The following is a 15682-nucleotide window of genomic DNA, read 5'->3' as shown; positions in this document are numbered from 1 at the left end:
GAAATCGGCCTTGGCGACATTGAAGGCCGCCCGCGCTGCCAGCAGGCCGGCATCGAGCTGGGGGCTCTCCAATTGGGCGATCACGTCGCCTTGCTTGACATTGTCCCCGACATCGACGGCCAGCTTGGCGATGCGGCCGCCCACCCGGGMACTGATGTCGACCCGGTTGGCGGTGACTTCYCCTTGCACGATCAGCGGCGGAGGGCGCGTCGCGAACCASAGCACCGCGCCCAGCGCGGCCAGCGCRCCAATGCCGATGATCGACCGGAAAACAGCACGTCCCTTGGTGTCAGCTGCCACGAAACACCCCCGCAAACAGGTGAAAGGCCTGGAAATGACGATTATCCCAGCATCGATCTAGGGCGCAGTTGCAGAATTGATCAAGCCCCGATCGGCATCGTGACGTGAAAAACGCTCCCTATCTCGTTTATTTCAGGTGCACGACGCATGGTTAATAAAGGATACAGCGATATTATACCAATGAATAGCAGAATAATACCTTCTTGGTTTTCTGAAAAGCAAAGCATTTATCGATGTGTGCCTGATTCCGGTAGGTGCTATGCTGCTTTATGAATTACCGGAATCGGCAAGAATTCCAAGACGTTCTGATGCAAAGTGTTGGAGTAAGGCAGCGTTCGGTCGTGAACAGCTTTGGCCTGGTCACTGAAGGCGGCAGGAATGCCTTCAGTGTTCTTGTAGCTCGAATGGCCCGTAGCCATGAGGCTATGGCGCCGCGAGAACGGGAGCGTGGTTGCTCCTCGGGTTCAGTTCGTTCCGGCCAGTGCCACGGCATCGGCGCCCGCGGCGATGCGCAGGGGGCAGGACGGATCGTTCGCCGCGCGCCACACCGCTTCTGCAACATCCTGTGCCTGGGTCGCCGTGGACGTCTGCCCCCATTCGGCGAAGATGCTCTGCGCCAAGCCGGCATAGGCTTCGGGAATGCCTTCCTGCATGCGAGCTCGCGCGTTTTCGCCGAAACGGGTCTCCGGCGCTCGCCCGGGCAGCACCAGGCTGACGCGTATATCGAAGGGATGCAGTTCAAGCGCCAGCGATTCCGTGAAGGCGTTCACTGCCGCCTTGCTGGCGCTGTAGACGGCGAGCAGCGGAAACGGCTTGTATGTCACGCTGGAGGTGACGTTTACGATGACGCCGGATCGGCGCTGCCTGAACTGGGGCAGCAGGGCCTGCGTCACCGCGATGGTGCCGAGCGTATTCGTCTCGAAGACCTCGCGGATATCAGCCATGGAAGTGCCTTCGAGGGCGTTCAAAACGCCGATCCCGGCATTGTTGACCAGGACGTCGATCGGCCCCGCGGCTGTCACAGCGTGTTTGATGCTGTCGGGATCGGTGACGTCGAGGGCGAGCAGGCGCATATGCTCGGAGTGGGGCAGGATCTCCTCGCGGGGCGTGCGCATCGTGGCGATGACCTTCCAGTCGCGATCGAGGAAGTAGCGGGCCGTTTCGAGGCCGAATCCGGACGAGCATCCGGTAATCAGGACGGTTTTCATCGGGGCTTTCGCAAATTCGTTGGCGGAGTCGGAAAGCTAGATCGCCGTTCTCGGACTTGCTACAATGAGAAGTCCATATATCATTTGCAGAAGTCCGGATTTGATCGACCCGCTCACCGAAATTGTCACGCTGCTTCAACCTGAGGCCCGGTTTTCGAAAGTCGTCGGCGCGGCAGGGTCCTGGCGTGTCCGCCGAACGGAAGCGGGCCGGCCATTCTACTGCGCGATCCTTGAAGGTGCATGTCGCCTCGTGGCCGATGGACAGGAGCCGATCGATCTCCAGGCCGGCGATTTCATGCTGATTCCCGCGGCTCATGGCTTCACCATGTCGAGTCAAGCCCCGATGGTATCGGACGCGATCGACAGCACGCCGATTGCCCTGGGCGACGGCGAATTCAGGCTCGGCTTTCCCGCTGGCCCGCCCGATGTCGTGATGTTGATAGGCTATTGCGATTTCGCTTCGCCCGATGCGGCCCTGCTGGTTTCACTGCTGCCGCAACTCGTCCATGTGCGCGGAGAGAGCCGGCTTACGACCCTGGTGCAACTCGTCGGTGAGGAGTCACGAGGGACGCGGCCCGCACGCGAGGTCATTCTGGCACGGCTGCTGGAGGTTCTTCTCATCGAAGCGCTGCGGTCGACGGCCCGGACCGCTGCCTCCGCCGGACTCCTGCGCGGCCTGGGTGACGGGCGCCTTACGGCCGCGATCCGCCGCATGCACGAAGATCCCGCCCGGCCGTGGACCGTGGTGCAATTGGCGCAGGAAGCGGCCCTGTCCCGTTCGGCTTTCTTCGAGCGGTTCAAGCGCATGGTCGGCGTCGCGCCGATGGAATATCTGCTGGCCTGGCGCATGGCCCTGGCCAAGCCCCTGTTGCGGCGCGGCGAGGGCGGCATCGCCGAGATCGCCGAACGGGTGGGCTATAGTTCAGCGAGCACGTTCAGTGTCGCCTTCACCCGGCATGTCGGTCTGCCGCCGGCCCATTACGCCCGACTGCATGGGCCATCGGGCCATCTCTGAAAGGGGCTGCTTGCCAGGCCCGAGCGCGCCGTACTCCATGGACGTAGTCACGGAGGAATCACGAGGCCGTGCGACAGTCGAGATACTGCCAGCCCCTGCCTTAGGGGGAGCTGGCGGGTGACACGGTCCTAAGAAAACGACCTTGCCCGGCGTTCACAGCGTCGGGCTCTTTGTGCATTGAGGGCGGAGGCTGCGACCCGCTCGCCTGTGCCATTGGGAATAGCCTGCCAGCTGGCTGCCGAGGACATTGTACCGGCTTGAATGAACGGGGTTTCCGGGACAGCTCGGTGTCCTTGGCAAAAGTTCGAAATCGCATCGGGTGCCAAAAGCCGAGATTGAAGCCTCTGGGAGGAGGCTCAGCATGAGCACTGGTACTGTCAAATGGTTCGATCCCGCCAAGGGGTACGGCTTCATCGCACCGGACAATGGCAGTCGGGATATCTTCGTTCATATTACCGCCGTGACGCGCTCAGGGCTTGGCGAACTGCACGAGGGGCAGAAGGTGAGCTTCGAGCTCGTCGTCGATCGCAAGACCGGCAGCTCAAAAGCAGGTGCGCTGAAGCGTTGCTGAAGCATCCACTGCCGCCAATATCTGGCGGGCAACTTCACTTCTTCGCACCCGGACGCCGGCTCTCCATCAATTTGCCGTCCTCTGCCGACATGCAAGGTGGGTAAAGGAAACGTAACGCTTCCCGGCTAGCCTGACCCCGTGCGGATTATGGCCATGCTCGCCTGGCTTTCGCATTGCTCGTGCCGCGCCTTCTTCGCGGGCCGGTTCGGCGATAAAGAGGGAAAGAACTTACGATGGCTCGGTCGGCGCATACCCCCAAGGCGGCCCTTCCCATCCGCAGGATGGAGATCCTGAAAGCAGCCCTCGGACCACATTACACAAGGAAAATCGGCTCGGTGCGACTGAAATCCAGGCTGGTGAAGGGCGTGGGCATCACCTGCCTGTCTCTTGGCGCCGCTGTCGGCGCGGGATCGTTCGAGGCTTTGGCGGCTGGCCAGGCCGCCGGCATTCCCGGCTGGTTGATGACGTATGTCGGCGAGGGGCAGGGACAGATTGCCCTGCCGGTCCTGCAGAGGGCGCGAGCGCTCTATGTTCAGAAGGCGAGCCAGGGAACCGTCAACAATCCCTGCTATTTCGCCATGGATGCGACGCGCCCCAACGATCCCGGCAGCTCGGGCGGACGCTTCTACATCATCTGCGAATCCCAGCACTCGTTCCGGGCCATTTCGGCGGGGCATGGTGGCGGCCGCAATCTGAGGGGCGTGGCGGATTTCTCCAATGGACGACGCTGCGCGAGGCATTTCGGCAATGCGCAGGATTCGGAACTGACGACGGGCGGCGCCTATGTGACTGCCGAGACAAAAACCTCGTTCAAGGGCTATTATCGCGTGGCCGTAAACCAGGACGCGGCATTTCTGCGGTCCTTCATCCAATTCGATGGTGTGGGCGAGACCGCGAACGCCCGCCAGCGCGCCATCGGCGGCCATGCCGCCGTCGCCCTGAAGGGCGTGTGCTTGCGCAAGGCTCCGAGCAGCCCCTATGCGAACCAGGATGGTTACGTTCCCTTCGGCAAGCTGGTGGATTATGCGGGCGGCCGCAGCAATGGCTGCACCAGTTGGTCGCTCGGAGACGTGAAGCAGATCCTGTCCATGGTGAAGGACTATCCGACCACGCTCTACATCTATCCCGAAGCCGCCGACGTCAGCAATGTCGCACGCTCGGTGGCGGCCGGGCAGTCGCCTGCCCGCGCCGGCCTCTATTGGAACGCTGCCTGCCTGAGGGAGATCGGGGCTCCCAAATACTGGTCGCGGCAAGTGCTCGAGCCGGTCTTGGCGCAATACAAGCTCGACCACCCTGCGCCGCCGCCACGGCCGACCCCGATCTGCGAAGGCAGCGAATAAGCGCGACCACCACGTAAAGTGCGCGCGACAGCGCGGGAAAACTCGGCGCAGCCTCGCCCTCTGGGGACCGAGGGCGAGGCTCCCCCAAACCGCGGCTTTTCCGTCGGGTCGTTTGTCTCGGGACGCCGCGTGGGCTTCATCTGCCGCGGCGAAGATCAGAACCGGCCTCATAGTTGCCAGGAATAGCCGCCGTTATGGTGGCCTGACGATTGAACGGCTTTGAGAAAGTCGCCAATATCACCCTCCGGTCTGGAGAGTTCACCAATGAGGATTACCTTCGCCTTGTCTTGCGCCGGCCTGATCACCTGCTTGGGCATCGCGCCGGCTTGGGCCGATGGTGCCAGTTGCAGCGACATCAAGCGGGCATTGGTCTCTGCCAATATGGACTTCATGCGCATCGAGCGGGGGCCGCTGCCGGTGGCGCCGGTGCAGGCCGCCCTGGTGATCGGTCAGATGTCCGCCCTCACGCAACTCACCCGGCTCGCTTGCGAGGAGGAGGATGCCCGCCAGATCGCGAAGGTCGTGGGGATCCGCCTGCACGCCCTGCAGGCGATGCTGCCGATCGGTTCAGCCCCCATCGAGACGGCGGAGGCCCCCGAAACCCCACCCACCGCAGCCACCCCACCCACGCCGCCCCCGGCGCCACCCAGCGAAGACCGCCGACAGACCACGCGAAAGCCGGCGAGTGCTGTCGGCTGCCATCGCGTCTATTATACGAGAGACGGTCATCGTTATTGGCGCTGCCAGCGCTGACGCCAGCCGGCCTCGCCATGCCCAAGATTTACCTCGGACCGGGAGCGAGGCTGAGGTCCGCTGCTTTGCGCCACGATCCTGGTGAGTAGCTGCCATCGCCGCTGCCGACCACCGATGGCTGCCTTTTTCGCAAGCATATCGACAGTCTTGGGCATGGCGTCCGAAGGTCGATACGGTCGAATCGTTGGCCCTGTCGGTGTTGCCTGCGGACAGGTTCAAAGACTTCCCCGACCCGGCTTTACACGCGTCGCAATTTGCTTGAGAATTTCTGAATCGCCGCAGCAATCGGGTCCACAACGCTGCGGCCACTAAGAAAACTTCACTCACTTTGAAATCAACACAACAATGAAAGTGGTTGAACGTGCTTGAAGCTGACACGAAACTGGTCGACCTGACGGTCGACATCGTCTCTGCCTACGTCGCAAACAATCAGGTCTCCTCTTCGTCCCTTTCCGAACTGATACAATCGGTGCATGGGCGGCTGAGCGATCTGAATACTGGTAAACCGGCCGAAGCCGCCGTAGCGGCAACGCCCGCAGTACCGATCAAGAAGTCCATCACACCCGACTTCATCATCTGCCTGGAAGATGGACGCAAGTTCAAGTCGCTGAGCCGGCATCTGCGCAGCGCCTATGACATGACGCCCGAGCAATATCGGGAAAAATGGAGCCTGCCCGCCGATTATCCCATGGTGGCGCCGAACTATTCGGCTCATCGCTCCCGGCTGGCAAAGGAACTTGGCCTGGGTCAGCAGGGCCGCCAGACCAAGGAGAAGGCCCCGGCCCGCACCGCGCGCGGCAGGGCCAAGAAAGCCAACGCCTAAGGCGTTTTTGGGAAAGCCGATAAGTAACTGCTCACCCCCTGCCGTTGAGGTCGTACTGTTCCTCACCCCTCGCCCTTGCAAAGCAAAGGCTGGCCTCTCGCTGTAAGAACGGGGCGAGGGTATGGGTGGGGTGACACCACCGTGAGCAACTACGCCACGAGGCTTCTCGATTAAGAAAACCTGTTGAAACAAAGAGTTGGAGCAAGGTTCGATTTTTCGAAAACGCGCTTTGGCTCCAGCTTCTTGTTTTGGCGCGCCCCTTGCCGGCCCTGATGGTTCCACCGAATCGCAAAATGCCGGGGCGAGGGAGGCTTTGCCGTCGATCGCCTGTTTCTCGCCGATTTCGTCGTCGGCCGCCAACCAGCGGTGATTTCCATGCTTGGGCAGCTTGGCACGAGGCGACAGTCTTAAAAGGTTGGTACGCTTTCCCGATCCCCCTATGCTACGTGCATGGAGAGACCAAGCAGGGTTTTTCGGCATGGCACATGGACGAGCTTCGCCGGGAACGCCTGCAATGTCTGGTGTCTTGCAGCTTTCTGTTGATCGCGCCTGTGCTCGATCAACAGAAAGCTGCTCAGGGGAGAGTGATGCGTGACCGGTGAGGTAATCTTGTTGAACGGTCTCGGCATTGTCGCCAGCGATCTGGTGGAGCCGGGAACAGTGGCGATCATGCTGCATGGCGGTGACGTGCAGGTCGTGCCGGTGCGTGAGCTGAGGGCGACCGTCGGCCAGATCGGCAGCGAGAAGATCGAGGGCCTGTCGATGGCGCCCTCCGATTTCACGCAGGTGCAGGCGGTCATCGAACGCCGTAAGGCCGATGGCGACGACGACAGCGAGGATACGAAGGAATAGGGCGTGATTTCGTAACGCCTGCCGGGATCGCAATGTCGCTCCGGCGTGCGCAGGCGAAGCTGGTAACTACGGCTATCGCGCTCAATCTGCGACTGGAGTGAACCCCTGGACTGAGACAGACAAAATAGGGACAGTTCTCGTTAGGAGAATGGATGTCCGACCAAGAATGTCGAAGTTTCAGCCGCGAGTTCAAGCTGCGAGCGGTGCAGCGCACATCCACTCACCGGCCGGCGGGCAGGGACTCGACCAGGGCTTCGGCGGCGCCGCGGCGCTCGCGCGCCTCCTGCTGCCGGTACTGCGCGGTGAGGCGAACGCAACCGGCCTCGATGCCTATGGCTCGGCGCGCTTGGAGAAACGCCATGATTGAATGGACCGTGGGTCACGCTGTCTCGCGCGATGGAACGATCATCGGTTACAGGCAGGTCGGCGCTGGCCCGAGCCTCGTGCTGCTGGCAGGCGCCATGCAGAGCAGCCGCAACTTCACCCAGTTGGGGGAGTTGCTGGCCGATCGCTTCACACTGCATTTGCCTGACCGGCGCGGACGTGGCCTCAGCGGCCCACCGGGGCCGGACTACGGCATCGAGACCGAGGTCGACGATCTGTCGGCGGTGCTGGCGCAAACGGGCGCGCGCGACGTATTCGCGCTGAGTTCGGGCGCCATCGCCACGCTGTGGACGGCGCTGCACCGGCCGCAGGCGCTCGCTAGAATTGCGCTCTACGAGCCGCCGCTGCCGGTCGGCACACTGTCATCGCTGGACTTTGTGCCGCGCTATGAACGCGAGCTTGCCGCCGGCAATTTGCCGGCCGCCATGGTCACGGTGATGAAGGGGACGGGCGACCGACGCGATTGGTTCACCGGCTTGCCCCGGCTGCTGCTGACTCCGATGATGGGCATGGCGCTGCGCGGCGACGGCGAAGAGGCGGCAGCGATCCGCGAACTGGTGCCCTCCGTCCACTACGATCTGCAACTGGTCGCCGCCACGGCCGGGCAGGTTCAGCGCTTCGGCGCCATCCGCATGCCGGTCCTGCTCATGGGCGGTGACAATTCCAATCCCTATCTGCCGATGGCGCTCGACGCGTTGCAGCACGAGTTGCCTCAGGCGGAGCGGGTCGAACTCAAGGGCATCGGCCACATGGCCTCCGACAATGTCGGCAAGCCAAGATTGGTCGCCAGCGAGTTGCGGCGCTTCTTCACTAGCCCACCGAGAGTCTGACTTAAGTAATTACGGTGAAGTGCACTTAATTTGCGATATGTGAAGCCAGAAGCAGAAATAAATGCACTTCACTTCACTGTATTTCCCGCAAGGCCGATGGCGATCGAGACGACGACAGCGAGGATGCGAAGGAATCGGGCGTGATCTCTTGAGCTTGCCGGGATCGCAATCCGTTGCAGTGCGCTTCAGCCGAGCTTTCCGGCCGCCTCGCGGATGGTCCTGAGCAGAATGGCGAAGGCGGGATGGGCAATCATGTCGGTGCGCATGGTCAGGCCTACCGGTCCCTTCGTGTCGCTGGTCTCGATGGCCAGGGCTCTCAGGGTGGCTTCCTCGATGTCGTTGCTGACCACGCCGTGTGAGATGACCCAGATCGCATCGCTCTGGCGCACGAAAGCCCGGCCAAAGGAATCCGACACCGTCTCGATTTCCGTGGGAACAGACGCGATGCCATTGGCGATGAAGATACGCTCCACGAAGGGACGGATGACGGAGCCGCGCGTCGGCATCAGCACGGGATAGGTGCTCATCTGCTCGAACAGATTGCCGCCGCTGTCGAGGAGCGGATGTCCAGGCCGCACCACGAACACGACCTGTTCCGAATAGAGATGCTCGAAGAAAAAACCGGTCATCTTGTCCGGTGCCGCCAGGCGCCCGACCACGAGGTCGAGCTCACCGATGCGCAACTGCTCCAGGAGGACACTGTTTTCCCCGGTGACGATCTTGACGGTGACGCCGGTGTCCTCCTTGAGGAAGAACCGCATGGCGAGCGGCATGATATGGGCCGAGACCGTCGGCAGCGCTCCGATGCGAAGGGGCGGCCCCACTTTGGCACCGGCGAGGGCGACGGAATCGATCCCTTGCCTGAGGGCGCTGACGGCGAGGCCGGCATGCTGCATGAACACTTCGCCGGTCCGGGTTATCCTGATGCCACGGCCGTCCCGCTCGAACACGCAAACGCCCAAGGCTTCCTCGAGCTCGCGGATCGTCTTGGTCACCGCCGGCTGGCTGACATGCAGCACGCCGGCTGCCTTCACCACGCTTTTCTGTCGCGCGACTTCCAGGAAAGTCTGAAGATGGCGGAACTTGACACGGCTGTCGATCATGGCGATCCATAACCCAGCAGTTAAGATAACGCTAGAAAATATGATTTTACCAAACCAATTGCATCATCCATCTTCGCGGGGAGGAGACGGCCGTGCAGTTCATCACCATCGGCGGCATTACGCTGCATTTCGATCGCAGACCGGCCGGGCAGGGCCGACCCCACCTCGTCTTCATCAATTCCCTCGGCACGGATTTGCGCATCTGGAGCGAGGTGGCCGGGGCGTTCGACGGCTCGATCGCCACGCTCGCCTATGACAAGCGCGGCCATGGCCTGTCCGATCTCGGCCCCACGCCCTATACGATCGAGGACCATGTCGACGATCTCCTTGGCCTGATCGATCATCTCGGCATTAAGGAAGTGGTGCTGTGCGGCCTTTCCGTCGGCGGCCTCATCGCGCTCGGCCTTGCCGGCCGCCGACCCGGCATCGTCAAGGGCCTGGTGCTGTGCGACACGGCGCATAAGATCGGTACCGCCGATGGCTGGAACAGCCGCATCGCCGCTGTTCAGAAGGGCGGGATCGCCGCGATCGCCGATACCGTGATGAAATTGTGGTTCACGCCGCGTTTTCATGCCGAGCGCAAGCCAGCGCTGGATGGTTGCCGCAACATGCTCGCCCGTCAGCCCGTTGCGGGCTATGCGGCGACCTGCGCGGCGATCCGCGATGCCGACTATACCAGGACCGCCGAGGCGATCGCCGTTCCTACACTGTGCATCGTCGGTGATCAGGATGGTTCGACGCCGCCGGCTCTGGTGCGTTCCATGGCCGATATCATCCCCGGTTCGCAATTCGAGGTCATCGCCGGCGCCGGCCACATTCCCTGCATCGAGCAGCCGGCCGTGCTCGTTGCCCTCATCACCCAGTTTCTCGCACGCTTGCCATCGGAGTGACCCTGCCATGAGTGTTTCGGCGCCACGCTCGGCCAGATATCGCGAGGGCCTCGCCGTTCGCCGCGCCGTGCTCGGCGATGCCCATGTCGATCATGCGGAGGGGGCCTCGACCGCGTTCGACCGTCCGTTCCAGGAGCTGATCACCGAGGCTGCCTGGGGCACGGTGTGGTCGCGCCCGACCTGGACGCAGCGGGAGCGCTCGATCGTTACCCTCGCTTTGCTGGCTGCACTCGGCCATGACGAGGAAGTGGCCATGCATGTCAGGGCAACCGCCAATACCGGCGCGACGCGGGAGGATATCTGCGAAGCCTTCCTGCATGTGGCCGTTTATGCCGGCGTGCCGGCAGCCAACCGGGCCATCAAGATCGCCAAGCAGGTGTTTGCCCAGATGGACGAGGAGGCCGGAAAATCCGATGTCCGCTGAACGCACCGACCTCCGGCCCGAGACGGGCGCTTTCTTTCAGCGCGACCGGAGCTGGCATCCGCCGGCCCTGACGCCGCCCTACAAGACGTCCGTGCTGCGCTCGCCGCAGAAGGCGCTGCTGTCGCTCGACAATACGCTGTCCGAGATCACGGGACCGGTTTTCGGCCACGATCTGCTGGGCCCACTCGACGACGACCTCATCCACAATTTCGCCAGGCCCGGCGAGAGCGCCATCGGCGAGCGCATCATTGTCTATGGGCGTGTCCTGGATGAGCGCGGCAAGGGCGTGCCGGGGGCACTGCTCGAATTCTGGCAGGCCAATGCCGGCGGGCGCTACCGGCACAAGAAGGAAGGCTATCTCGCCGCACTCGACCCGAATTTCGGCGGCTGCGGCCGCACCATCACCGATGTGGACGGCGGCTATGCCTTCCGCACCATCAAGCCCGGTCCCTATCCCTGGCCGAATGGCGTCAATGACTGGCGTCCCGCCCATATTCATTTCTCGGTGTTCGGCCACGGCTTTGCCCAGCGTCTGATCACGCAGATGTATTTCGAGGGTGATCCGCTGATCTGGCTGTGCCCGATCGTGAAGACGATCCCTGACAGGGCTGGTATCGAAACCTTGATCGCAGCCCTCGACATGCAGGCGACCATCCCCATGGATGCCCGTGCGTATAAATTCGACATCGTGCTGCGCGGTCGCCGCTCGGCGATGTTCGAGAACCGCCTGGAGGGCAATTGATGGTTCAGGCTCTCGATCGCCTCAAGGAAAGCCCCTCGCAGACCGCCGGTCCTTACGTGCATATCGGGCTGACACCGAATTTCGCAGGGATAGCGGGCGTCTATGACCGCGACCTCGGCGATGTGATGGTCAATGCCGCGACCAAGGGCGAGCGCATCGGCGTGCGGGTGCGCGTGCTCGACGGCTTGGGGACGCCGCTCAAGGACGCGCTCGTCGAGATCTGGCAGGCCGATAGCGCCGGCCTTTACAATTCGCCTTCGGAACGGCGTGGCAAGGCCGATCCCAATTTTGCCGGCTGGGGCCGCAAGGCGACGGATATGACGACGGGTGAGTGCCTGTTCGAGACGGTCAAGCCGGGCCGGGTGCCGTTCAAGGATGGCCGCCTGATGGCGCCGCATCTCACCTTGTGGATCGTTGCCCGCGGCATCAATCTCGGCTTGCAGACCCGCATGTATTTCGCCGACGAAGCGGAGGCGAATGCCGAGGACCCGGTGCTGGCACGCATCGAGCATCGCCATCGCGTCGCCACGCTCGTCGCGGCGCGCGAAGGCGATCCCTATGTCTTCGACATCCACCTGCAGGGCGAGCAGGAAACAGTGTTCTTCGATATATGACAGTCTCGCCCCTCGATCATCCGGTTCTTGCCTCCCTGTTGGGCGATGAGGAAACGGCACGCCAGTTCTCCTTCGAAGTGGAGATGGCGGCGATGCTGGCTTTCGAGCTTGCCCTCGCCGAGGCGGAAGCCGAAGAGAGGGTAATCGAAGCCGATGCCGCCGCGGCGATCGCCGCCGGCCTGGCCTCGTTCGTCCCCGATCTCGAGGCGCTCAGGCGTGGCGTTGCCAGTGATGGCGTCATCGTGCCGGAGTTGGTGCGCCAATTGCGTGAAGCGGTTGGAACGCCGCATGGCGACAGGCTGCATTTCGGCGCCACTAGCCAGGATGTCATCGATACCGCGCTGGTGTTGCGACTGGTGGCGATAGTGCAGCGGCTGGATGACCTGTTGGTCGAGGCGGTCGCGAAACTGGCTGGCCTGGAATTGGAATTCGGCAGCCGCAGGCTGATGGGCCGTACCCGCATGCAGGCGGCGATCCCAATTACGGTCGCCGACCGTATACAGGCTTGGCGCGAACCGCTGGAACGGCACAGGAAGCGGCTCGAAGCCATGCGGCCGGCGCTGCTGGTAGTGCAGTTCGGCGGGGCCGCGGGCACGCTGGACAAGCTCGGGACCAAGGCCGCTGCCGTTCGGGCGGGGCTCGCCGCTCGCCTCGGTCTCGGTGATGCCCCGCAATGGCACAGCCAGCGCGACCGGCTTGCCGATTTCGCCGGTCTGCTGTCGCTGATCACAGGAAGCCTCGGCAAATTCGGCCAGGATATCGCCCTGATGGCCCAGGACGGCGGCGAGATTGGCTTGTCCGCCGGCGGAGGATCCTCCGCCATGCCGCACAAGCAAAATCCGGTGGCGGCGGAGATGCTGGTTACGCTCGCTCGCTTCAACGCCACGCAGCTTGCCGGCATGCATCAGGCCTTGCTGCACGAACAGGAACGCTCGGGCGCGGCGTGGACATTGGAATGGCTGCTTCTGCCACAGATGGCCGTGGCGGCCACTGCGTCGCTGCGGTTGGCGGATGAACTCGCCACCCAGATCGAAAGTATCGGTGTGCTGGCCGACGGATAGTCGCGATCCCGAAACAGAAATGGAACGAAAACCGACCCGAGCCTGCCGATGGCATGGAATTCGCGGCGATGAGGGCAGGACATGCGCACACAGGTGGTCATCGTCGGTTCGGGTCCTTCCGGCCTGTTGCTTGGACAGTTGCTGGCCAATGAGGGCATCGCCAACATCATCCTCGAACGTGCCAGCCGCGGTCATGTACTCGCTCGCGTGCGTGCAGGCGTGCTCGAGCAGGGCACACTGGATCTCATCGATGAAGCCAAGGCGGGCGAGCGCATGCATGCCGAAGGCCTGCCGCATGACGGCATCTCCCTGGCTTTCGACGGCCGGCTGCACCGCATCGACCTGGCAGCCCTGACCGGCGGCAAGCGGGTGATGGTCTACGGCCAGACCGAGGTGACGCATGACCTGATGGACAAGCGCGAGGCTGCAGGCCTGACCACCATCTATGAGGCTGGCAATGTCGAGCTCCACGATTTCGGCGGCGAGGCGCCCTACGTCACCTATGAGAAGGACGGTGCCGGCCATCGCATCGATTGCGACCTCATTGCCGGCTGCGACGGCTTCCATGGTGTCAGCCGTAAATCGGTGCCGTCGACCGCGATCAGGACCTATGAGCGGGCCTATCCCTTCGGCTGGCTCGGCATTCTCGCCGAGGTGCCGCCGGCCGGTCATGAATTGATCTATGCCAACCACCCACGGGGTTTTGCGCTCTGTTCGATGCGTTCGGCTCATCGCAGCCGTTACTATGTGCAATGTCCGCTCGATGACAGGATCGAGGACTGGAGCGACGATCGTTTCTGGGACGAACTGCGCCTACGCCTGCCGCCCGAGGCCGCCGCCGGCATCGTCACCGGACCGTCCTTCGAAAAATCGGTTGCGCCGCTGCGCTCCTTCGTCGCCGAGCCCATGCGTTTCGGGCGCTTGTTCCTGGTTGGCGACGCCGCCCATATCGTGCCGCCCACCGGGGCCAAGGGGCTCAATCTTGCCGCGAGCGACGTGCGCTACCTCTATTGGGGGTTGCGGGAATTCTATCGGGAGAATTCATCGGCTGGCATCGATGTCTATTCGAGCCGGGCGCTTTCCCGCGTATGGAAGGCAGTGCGTTTTTCATGGTGGATGACGACGATGCTGCATCGCTTCCCGGACACGGACGATTTCGGGCAACGGATCCAGGAGGCCGAACTCGATTATCTCGTTCATTCACAGATGGCGTCAGCGGCACTTGCCGAAAACTATGTCGGTCTTCCCTACTGAAATCTCGGAGTCCCATGCCCGTCACATATCCTGCAGGTTATGGTTCGAGCGTTTGTTTTCATTTTACATTACCAATTAACGCGTCACATTTGACCAATATGGAAAGCCTGCGATCGGCGTGCCCAAAAGGTGCTGGTCCGGCTTTCAAAGCGTTTTGTGATTTGATCGTATCATTTCAAATCGCAAAGACGCGCCGAACCAAAGAGTTAGAGCAAACAAGCGTTCACACCTGGACGCGCTTTGCTCTAGGAGGAAAGAATGAAAAAAACCGTTCTCGCCGCCAAATCGGTTCTCGCGACCTTGGCGGTCGTCATGCTGTCCGGCAGCGCCCTGGCCGAAACCATCAAGGTCGGCGTGATCGGTCCGTTCTCAGGCCCCTTCGCCATCCAGGGCAAGAATTTCAAGGCTGGTATCGACACCTACCGGGCTCTGCATGGCAGCAAGGTCGGTAGCGACGACATCGAGATCGTCTATCGCGACGTGCCCCAGGCCGATCCCGCGCAGTCCAAGGCCCTTGCCCAGGAACTGGTGGTCAAGGAACGCGTCCAATATCTCGCGGGCTTCTATTTCACACCGGACGCCATGGCCGTCACCCCGCTGCTGAAGCAGGCCAATGTGCCGCTCGTGGTGATGAATGCCGCGACGTCGGCCATCGTGACCAAGAGCCCCCTGGTGGTGCGCACCTCCTTCACCACCTGGCAGACCTCGGCGCCCATGGCCAAGGTTGCCAAGGAGCGCGGCGCCAAGAAGGCGATCACCGTGGTCAGCGACTATGGTCCTGGCGTCGATGCGGAAAATGCCTTCAAGACCAGCTTCACCGGCGTCGGCGGCGAAGTCGTCGGCACGATCCGCATGCCGTTGTCGACCAACGATTTCAGCCCGATCATGCAGAGGGTGAAGGATTCCGGTGCCGATACCCTGTTTGCCTTCCTGCCGTCCGGCCCCACCACGCTCGGCTTCGTCAAAGCCTATAATGACAATGGCCTGGCAAAATCAGGCGTGAAATTGCTCGCGCCTGGAGACCTGACCCAGGAATCGGATTTGCCGGCGCTCGGCCAGGCCGCCGAGGGCTTGCCGACCACCTTCCACTATGCCGTCTCGCATGACTCCGCCGAGAACAAGAAATTCGTCGAGGCGGCGCGCAAGGCCATCGGCAACCCAAGTGAATTGTCGTTTCCCGCGGTCGGGGCCTATGATGGCATGCATGTCATCTACAAGATGATCGAGGCGACCGGCGGCAAGCAGGACGCCCAGAAGGCGGTGGACGCCGTCAAGGGACTGGCCTGGGAAAGCCCGCGCGGGCCCGTTTCGATCGATCCCGACAGCCGCCACATCACGCAGAACATCTATCTGCGCGTGGTCACCAAGGCCGAGGACGGCAGTTATTACAACAAGGAAATCGCCACTTTCGAAAAACAGGGTGACCCCGGCCTTGCCGCTTTGAAATGACTGCGCCGCGCCGAGATCCACAGAGTGCAAGGCGGCGCCGGGGAGAGAGCATCTTCTGGAACAGTCAAG

At 62.4% G+C, this 15682-nt stretch carries 17 protein-coding genes and 1 pseudogene; 15 read left to right on the top strand and 3 right to left on the bottom strand.

Annotation, left to right across the window (positions count from 1 at the left end; translation table 11 throughout):
- Both AB4037_RS05600 and AB4037_RS05595 read right to left on the bottom strand, forming a co-directional pair.
- A pseudogene (locus tag AB4037_RS05600) lies at positions 1-300 on the bottom strand (HlyD family secretion protein); the annotation flags it as partial.
- Positions 301-764: 464 nt separating this feature from the next.
- Positions 765-1508, bottom strand: coding sequence for an SDR family oxidoreductase (locus AB4037_RS05595; RefSeq protein ID WP_441770821.1), 744 nt, complete (start codon positions 1506-1508; stop codon positions 765-767).
- A gap of 100 nt (positions 1509-1608) precedes the next feature.
- Between AB4037_RS05595 and AB4037_RS05590 the strand changes: the two genes are divergently transcribed.
- From AB4037_RS05590 to AB4037_RS05555, 8 genes are all read left to right on the top strand, one after another.
- Positions 1609-2523, top strand: coding sequence for an AraC family transcriptional regulator (locus AB4037_RS05590; RefSeq protein WP_441770820.1), 915 nt, complete (start codon positions 1609-1611; stop codon positions 2521-2523).
- A gap of 361 nt (positions 2524-2884) precedes the next feature.
- Complete coding sequence (locus AB4037_RS05585; RefSeq protein WP_434960903.1) at positions 2885-3094, top strand: cold-shock protein; 210 nt, start codon at positions 2885-2887, stop codon at positions 3092-3094.
- Between the two features lie 335 nt (positions 3095-3429).
- Entirely contained in the window at positions 3430-4434 is a 1005-nt protein-coding gene (locus AB4037_RS05580; RefSeq protein ID WP_434960902.1) for a hypothetical protein, read from the top strand.
- 264 nt (positions 4435-4698) lie between these two features.
- Positions 4699-5187, top strand: coding sequence for a hypothetical protein (locus tag AB4037_RS05575; RefSeq protein ID WP_441770819.1), 489 nt, complete (start codon positions 4699-4701; stop codon positions 5185-5187).
- A 361-nt stretch (positions 5188-5548) separates the two neighbouring features.
- Positions 5549-6010 (top strand): MucR family transcriptional regulator, encoded by a 462-nt coding sequence (locus tag AB4037_RS05570; RefSeq protein ID WP_434960900.1) that lies wholly within the window; start codon positions 5549-5551, stop codon positions 6008-6010.
- Positions 6011-6601: 591 nt separating this feature from the next.
- On the top strand, positions 6602-6862 hold the full coding sequence (locus AB4037_RS05565) for a hypothetical protein (RefSeq protein WP_434960899.1): 261 nt from the start codon (positions 6602-6604) through the stop codon (positions 6860-6862).
- Between the two features lie 166 nt (positions 6863-7028).
- Positions 7029-7229 carry an FAD-dependent monooxygenase gene (locus AB4037_RS05560; protein WP_441770818.1) on the top strand — a complete coding sequence of 67 codons (201 nt, stop codon included), beginning with the start codon at positions 7029-7031 and terminating at the stop codon, positions 7227-7229.
- Positions 7222-8076 (top strand): alpha/beta fold hydrolase, encoded by an 855-nt coding sequence (locus AB4037_RS05555; RefSeq protein ID WP_434960897.1) that lies wholly within the window; start codon positions 7222-7224, stop codon positions 8074-8076. Before AB4037_RS05560 ends, AB4037_RS05555 begins: the two co-directional genes overlap by 8 nt.
- A 185-nt stretch (positions 8077-8261) precedes the next feature.
- Here the strand turns inward: AB4037_RS05555 and pcaQ are convergent, their stop codons facing one another.
- Complete coding sequence (pcaQ, locus tag AB4037_RS05550) at positions 8262-9179, bottom strand: pca operon transcription factor PcaQ (RefSeq protein ID WP_441770817.1); 918 nt, start codon at positions 9177-9179, stop codon at positions 8262-8264.
- Between the two features lie 92 nt (positions 9180-9271).
- Here pcaQ and pcaD point away from each other — a divergent pair, with 92 nt between their 5' ends.
- From pcaD to AB4037_RS05515, 7 genes are all read left to right on the top strand, one after another.
- Positions 9272-10069 carry a 3-oxoadipate enol-lactonase gene (pcaD, locus tag AB4037_RS05545; protein ID WP_441770816.1) on the top strand — a complete coding sequence of 266 codons (798 nt, stop codon included), beginning with the start codon at positions 9272-9274 and terminating at the stop codon, positions 10067-10069.
- A gap of 7 nt (positions 10070-10076) precedes the next feature.
- Positions 10077-10493, top strand: coding sequence for a 4-carboxymuconolactone decarboxylase (pcaC, locus tag AB4037_RS05540; RefSeq protein ID WP_434960894.1), 417 nt, complete (start codon positions 10077-10079; stop codon positions 10491-10493).
- Entirely contained in the window at positions 10483-11235 is a 753-nt protein-coding gene (pcaH, locus tag AB4037_RS05535; protein ID WP_434960893.1) for a protocatechuate 3,4-dioxygenase subunit beta, read from the top strand. The genes pcaC and pcaH overlap by 11 nt, the downstream gene beginning before the upstream one ends.
- On the top strand, positions 11235-11849 hold the full coding sequence (gene pcaG / locus AB4037_RS05530; RefSeq protein ID WP_434960892.1) for a protocatechuate 3,4-dioxygenase subunit alpha: 615 nt from the start codon (positions 11235-11237) through the stop codon (positions 11847-11849). The genes pcaH and pcaG overlap by 1 nt, the downstream gene beginning before the upstream one ends.
- A complete protein-coding gene (locus AB4037_RS05525; RefSeq protein WP_441770815.1) occupies positions 11846-12910 on the top strand; it encodes a 3-carboxy-cis,cis-muconate cycloisomerase in 1065 nt (354 codons plus the stop codon). Before pcaG ends, AB4037_RS05525 begins: the two co-directional genes overlap by 4 nt.
- A gap of 81 nt (positions 12911-12991) precedes the next feature.
- Positions 12992-14164, top strand: coding sequence for a 4-hydroxybenzoate 3-monooxygenase (pobA, locus tag AB4037_RS05520; protein WP_434960890.1), 1173 nt, complete (start codon positions 12992-12994; stop codon positions 14162-14164).
- 258 nt (positions 14165-14422) lie between these two features.
- Entirely contained in the window at positions 14423-15613 is a 1191-nt protein-coding gene (locus AB4037_RS05515) for an ABC transporter substrate-binding protein (RefSeq protein ID WP_441770814.1), read from the top strand.
- Positions 15614-15682: the final 69 nt, after the last annotated feature.

The organism is Labrys sp. KB_33_2 (assembly GCF_052114505.1).
Lineage (GTDB): Bacteria > Pseudomonadota > Alphaproteobacteria > Rhizobiales > Labraceae > Labrys.
The sequence above is the reverse complement of the archived record's forward strand: the minus strand, read 5'-3'. Positions and strand labels throughout refer to the sequence as shown.

Excerpts from the sequence above, each read along its gene's own strand:
- AB4037_RS05515 (WP_441770814.1), top strand. The coding sequence starts at position 14,423 with ATGAAAAAAACCGTTCTCGCCGCCAAATCGGTTCTCGCGACCTTGGCG.
- pcaQ (WP_441770817.1), bottom strand. The coding sequence starts at position 9,179 with ATGATCGACAGCCGTGTCAAGTTCCGCCATCTTCAGACTTTCCTGGAA.
- AB4037_RS05560 (WP_441770818.1), top strand. The coding sequence starts at position 7,029 with ATGTCGAAGTTTCAGCCGCGAGTTCAAGCTGCGAGCGGTGCAGCGCAC.
- AB4037_RS05585 (WP_434960903.1), top strand. The coding sequence starts at position 2,885 with ATGAGCACTGGTACTGTCAAATGGTTCGATCCCGCCAAGGGGTACGGC.
- AB4037_RS05595 (WP_441770821.1), bottom strand. The coding sequence starts at position 1,508 with ATGAAAACCGTCCTGATTACCGGATGCTCGTCCGGATTCGGCCTCGAA.
- AB4037_RS05525 (WP_441770815.1), top strand. The coding sequence starts at position 11,846 with ATGACAGTCTCGCCCCTCGATCATCCGGTTCTTGCCTCCCTGTTGGGC.
- pobA (WP_434960890.1), top strand. The coding sequence starts at position 12,992 with ATGCGCACACAGGTGGTCATCGTCGGTTCGGGTCCTTCCGGCCTGTTG.
- pcaH (WP_434960893.1), top strand. The coding sequence starts at position 10,483 with ATGTCCGCTGAACGCACCGACCTCCGGCCCGAGACGGGCGCTTTCTTT.
- pcaC (WP_434960894.1), top strand. The coding sequence starts at position 10,077 with ATGAGTGTTTCGGCGCCACGCTCGGCCAGATATCGCGAGGGCCTCGCC.
- AB4037_RS05555 (WP_434960897.1), top strand. The coding sequence starts at position 7,222 with ATGATTGAATGGACCGTGGGTCACGCTGTCTCGCGCGATGGAACGATC.
- pcaG (WP_434960892.1), top strand. The coding sequence starts at position 11,235 with ATGGTTCAGGCTCTCGATCGCCTCAAGGAAAGCCCCTCGCAGACCGCC.
- AB4037_RS05575 (WP_441770819.1), top strand. The coding sequence starts at position 4,699 with ATGAGGATTACCTTCGCCTTGTCTTGCGCCGGCCTGATCACCTGCTTG.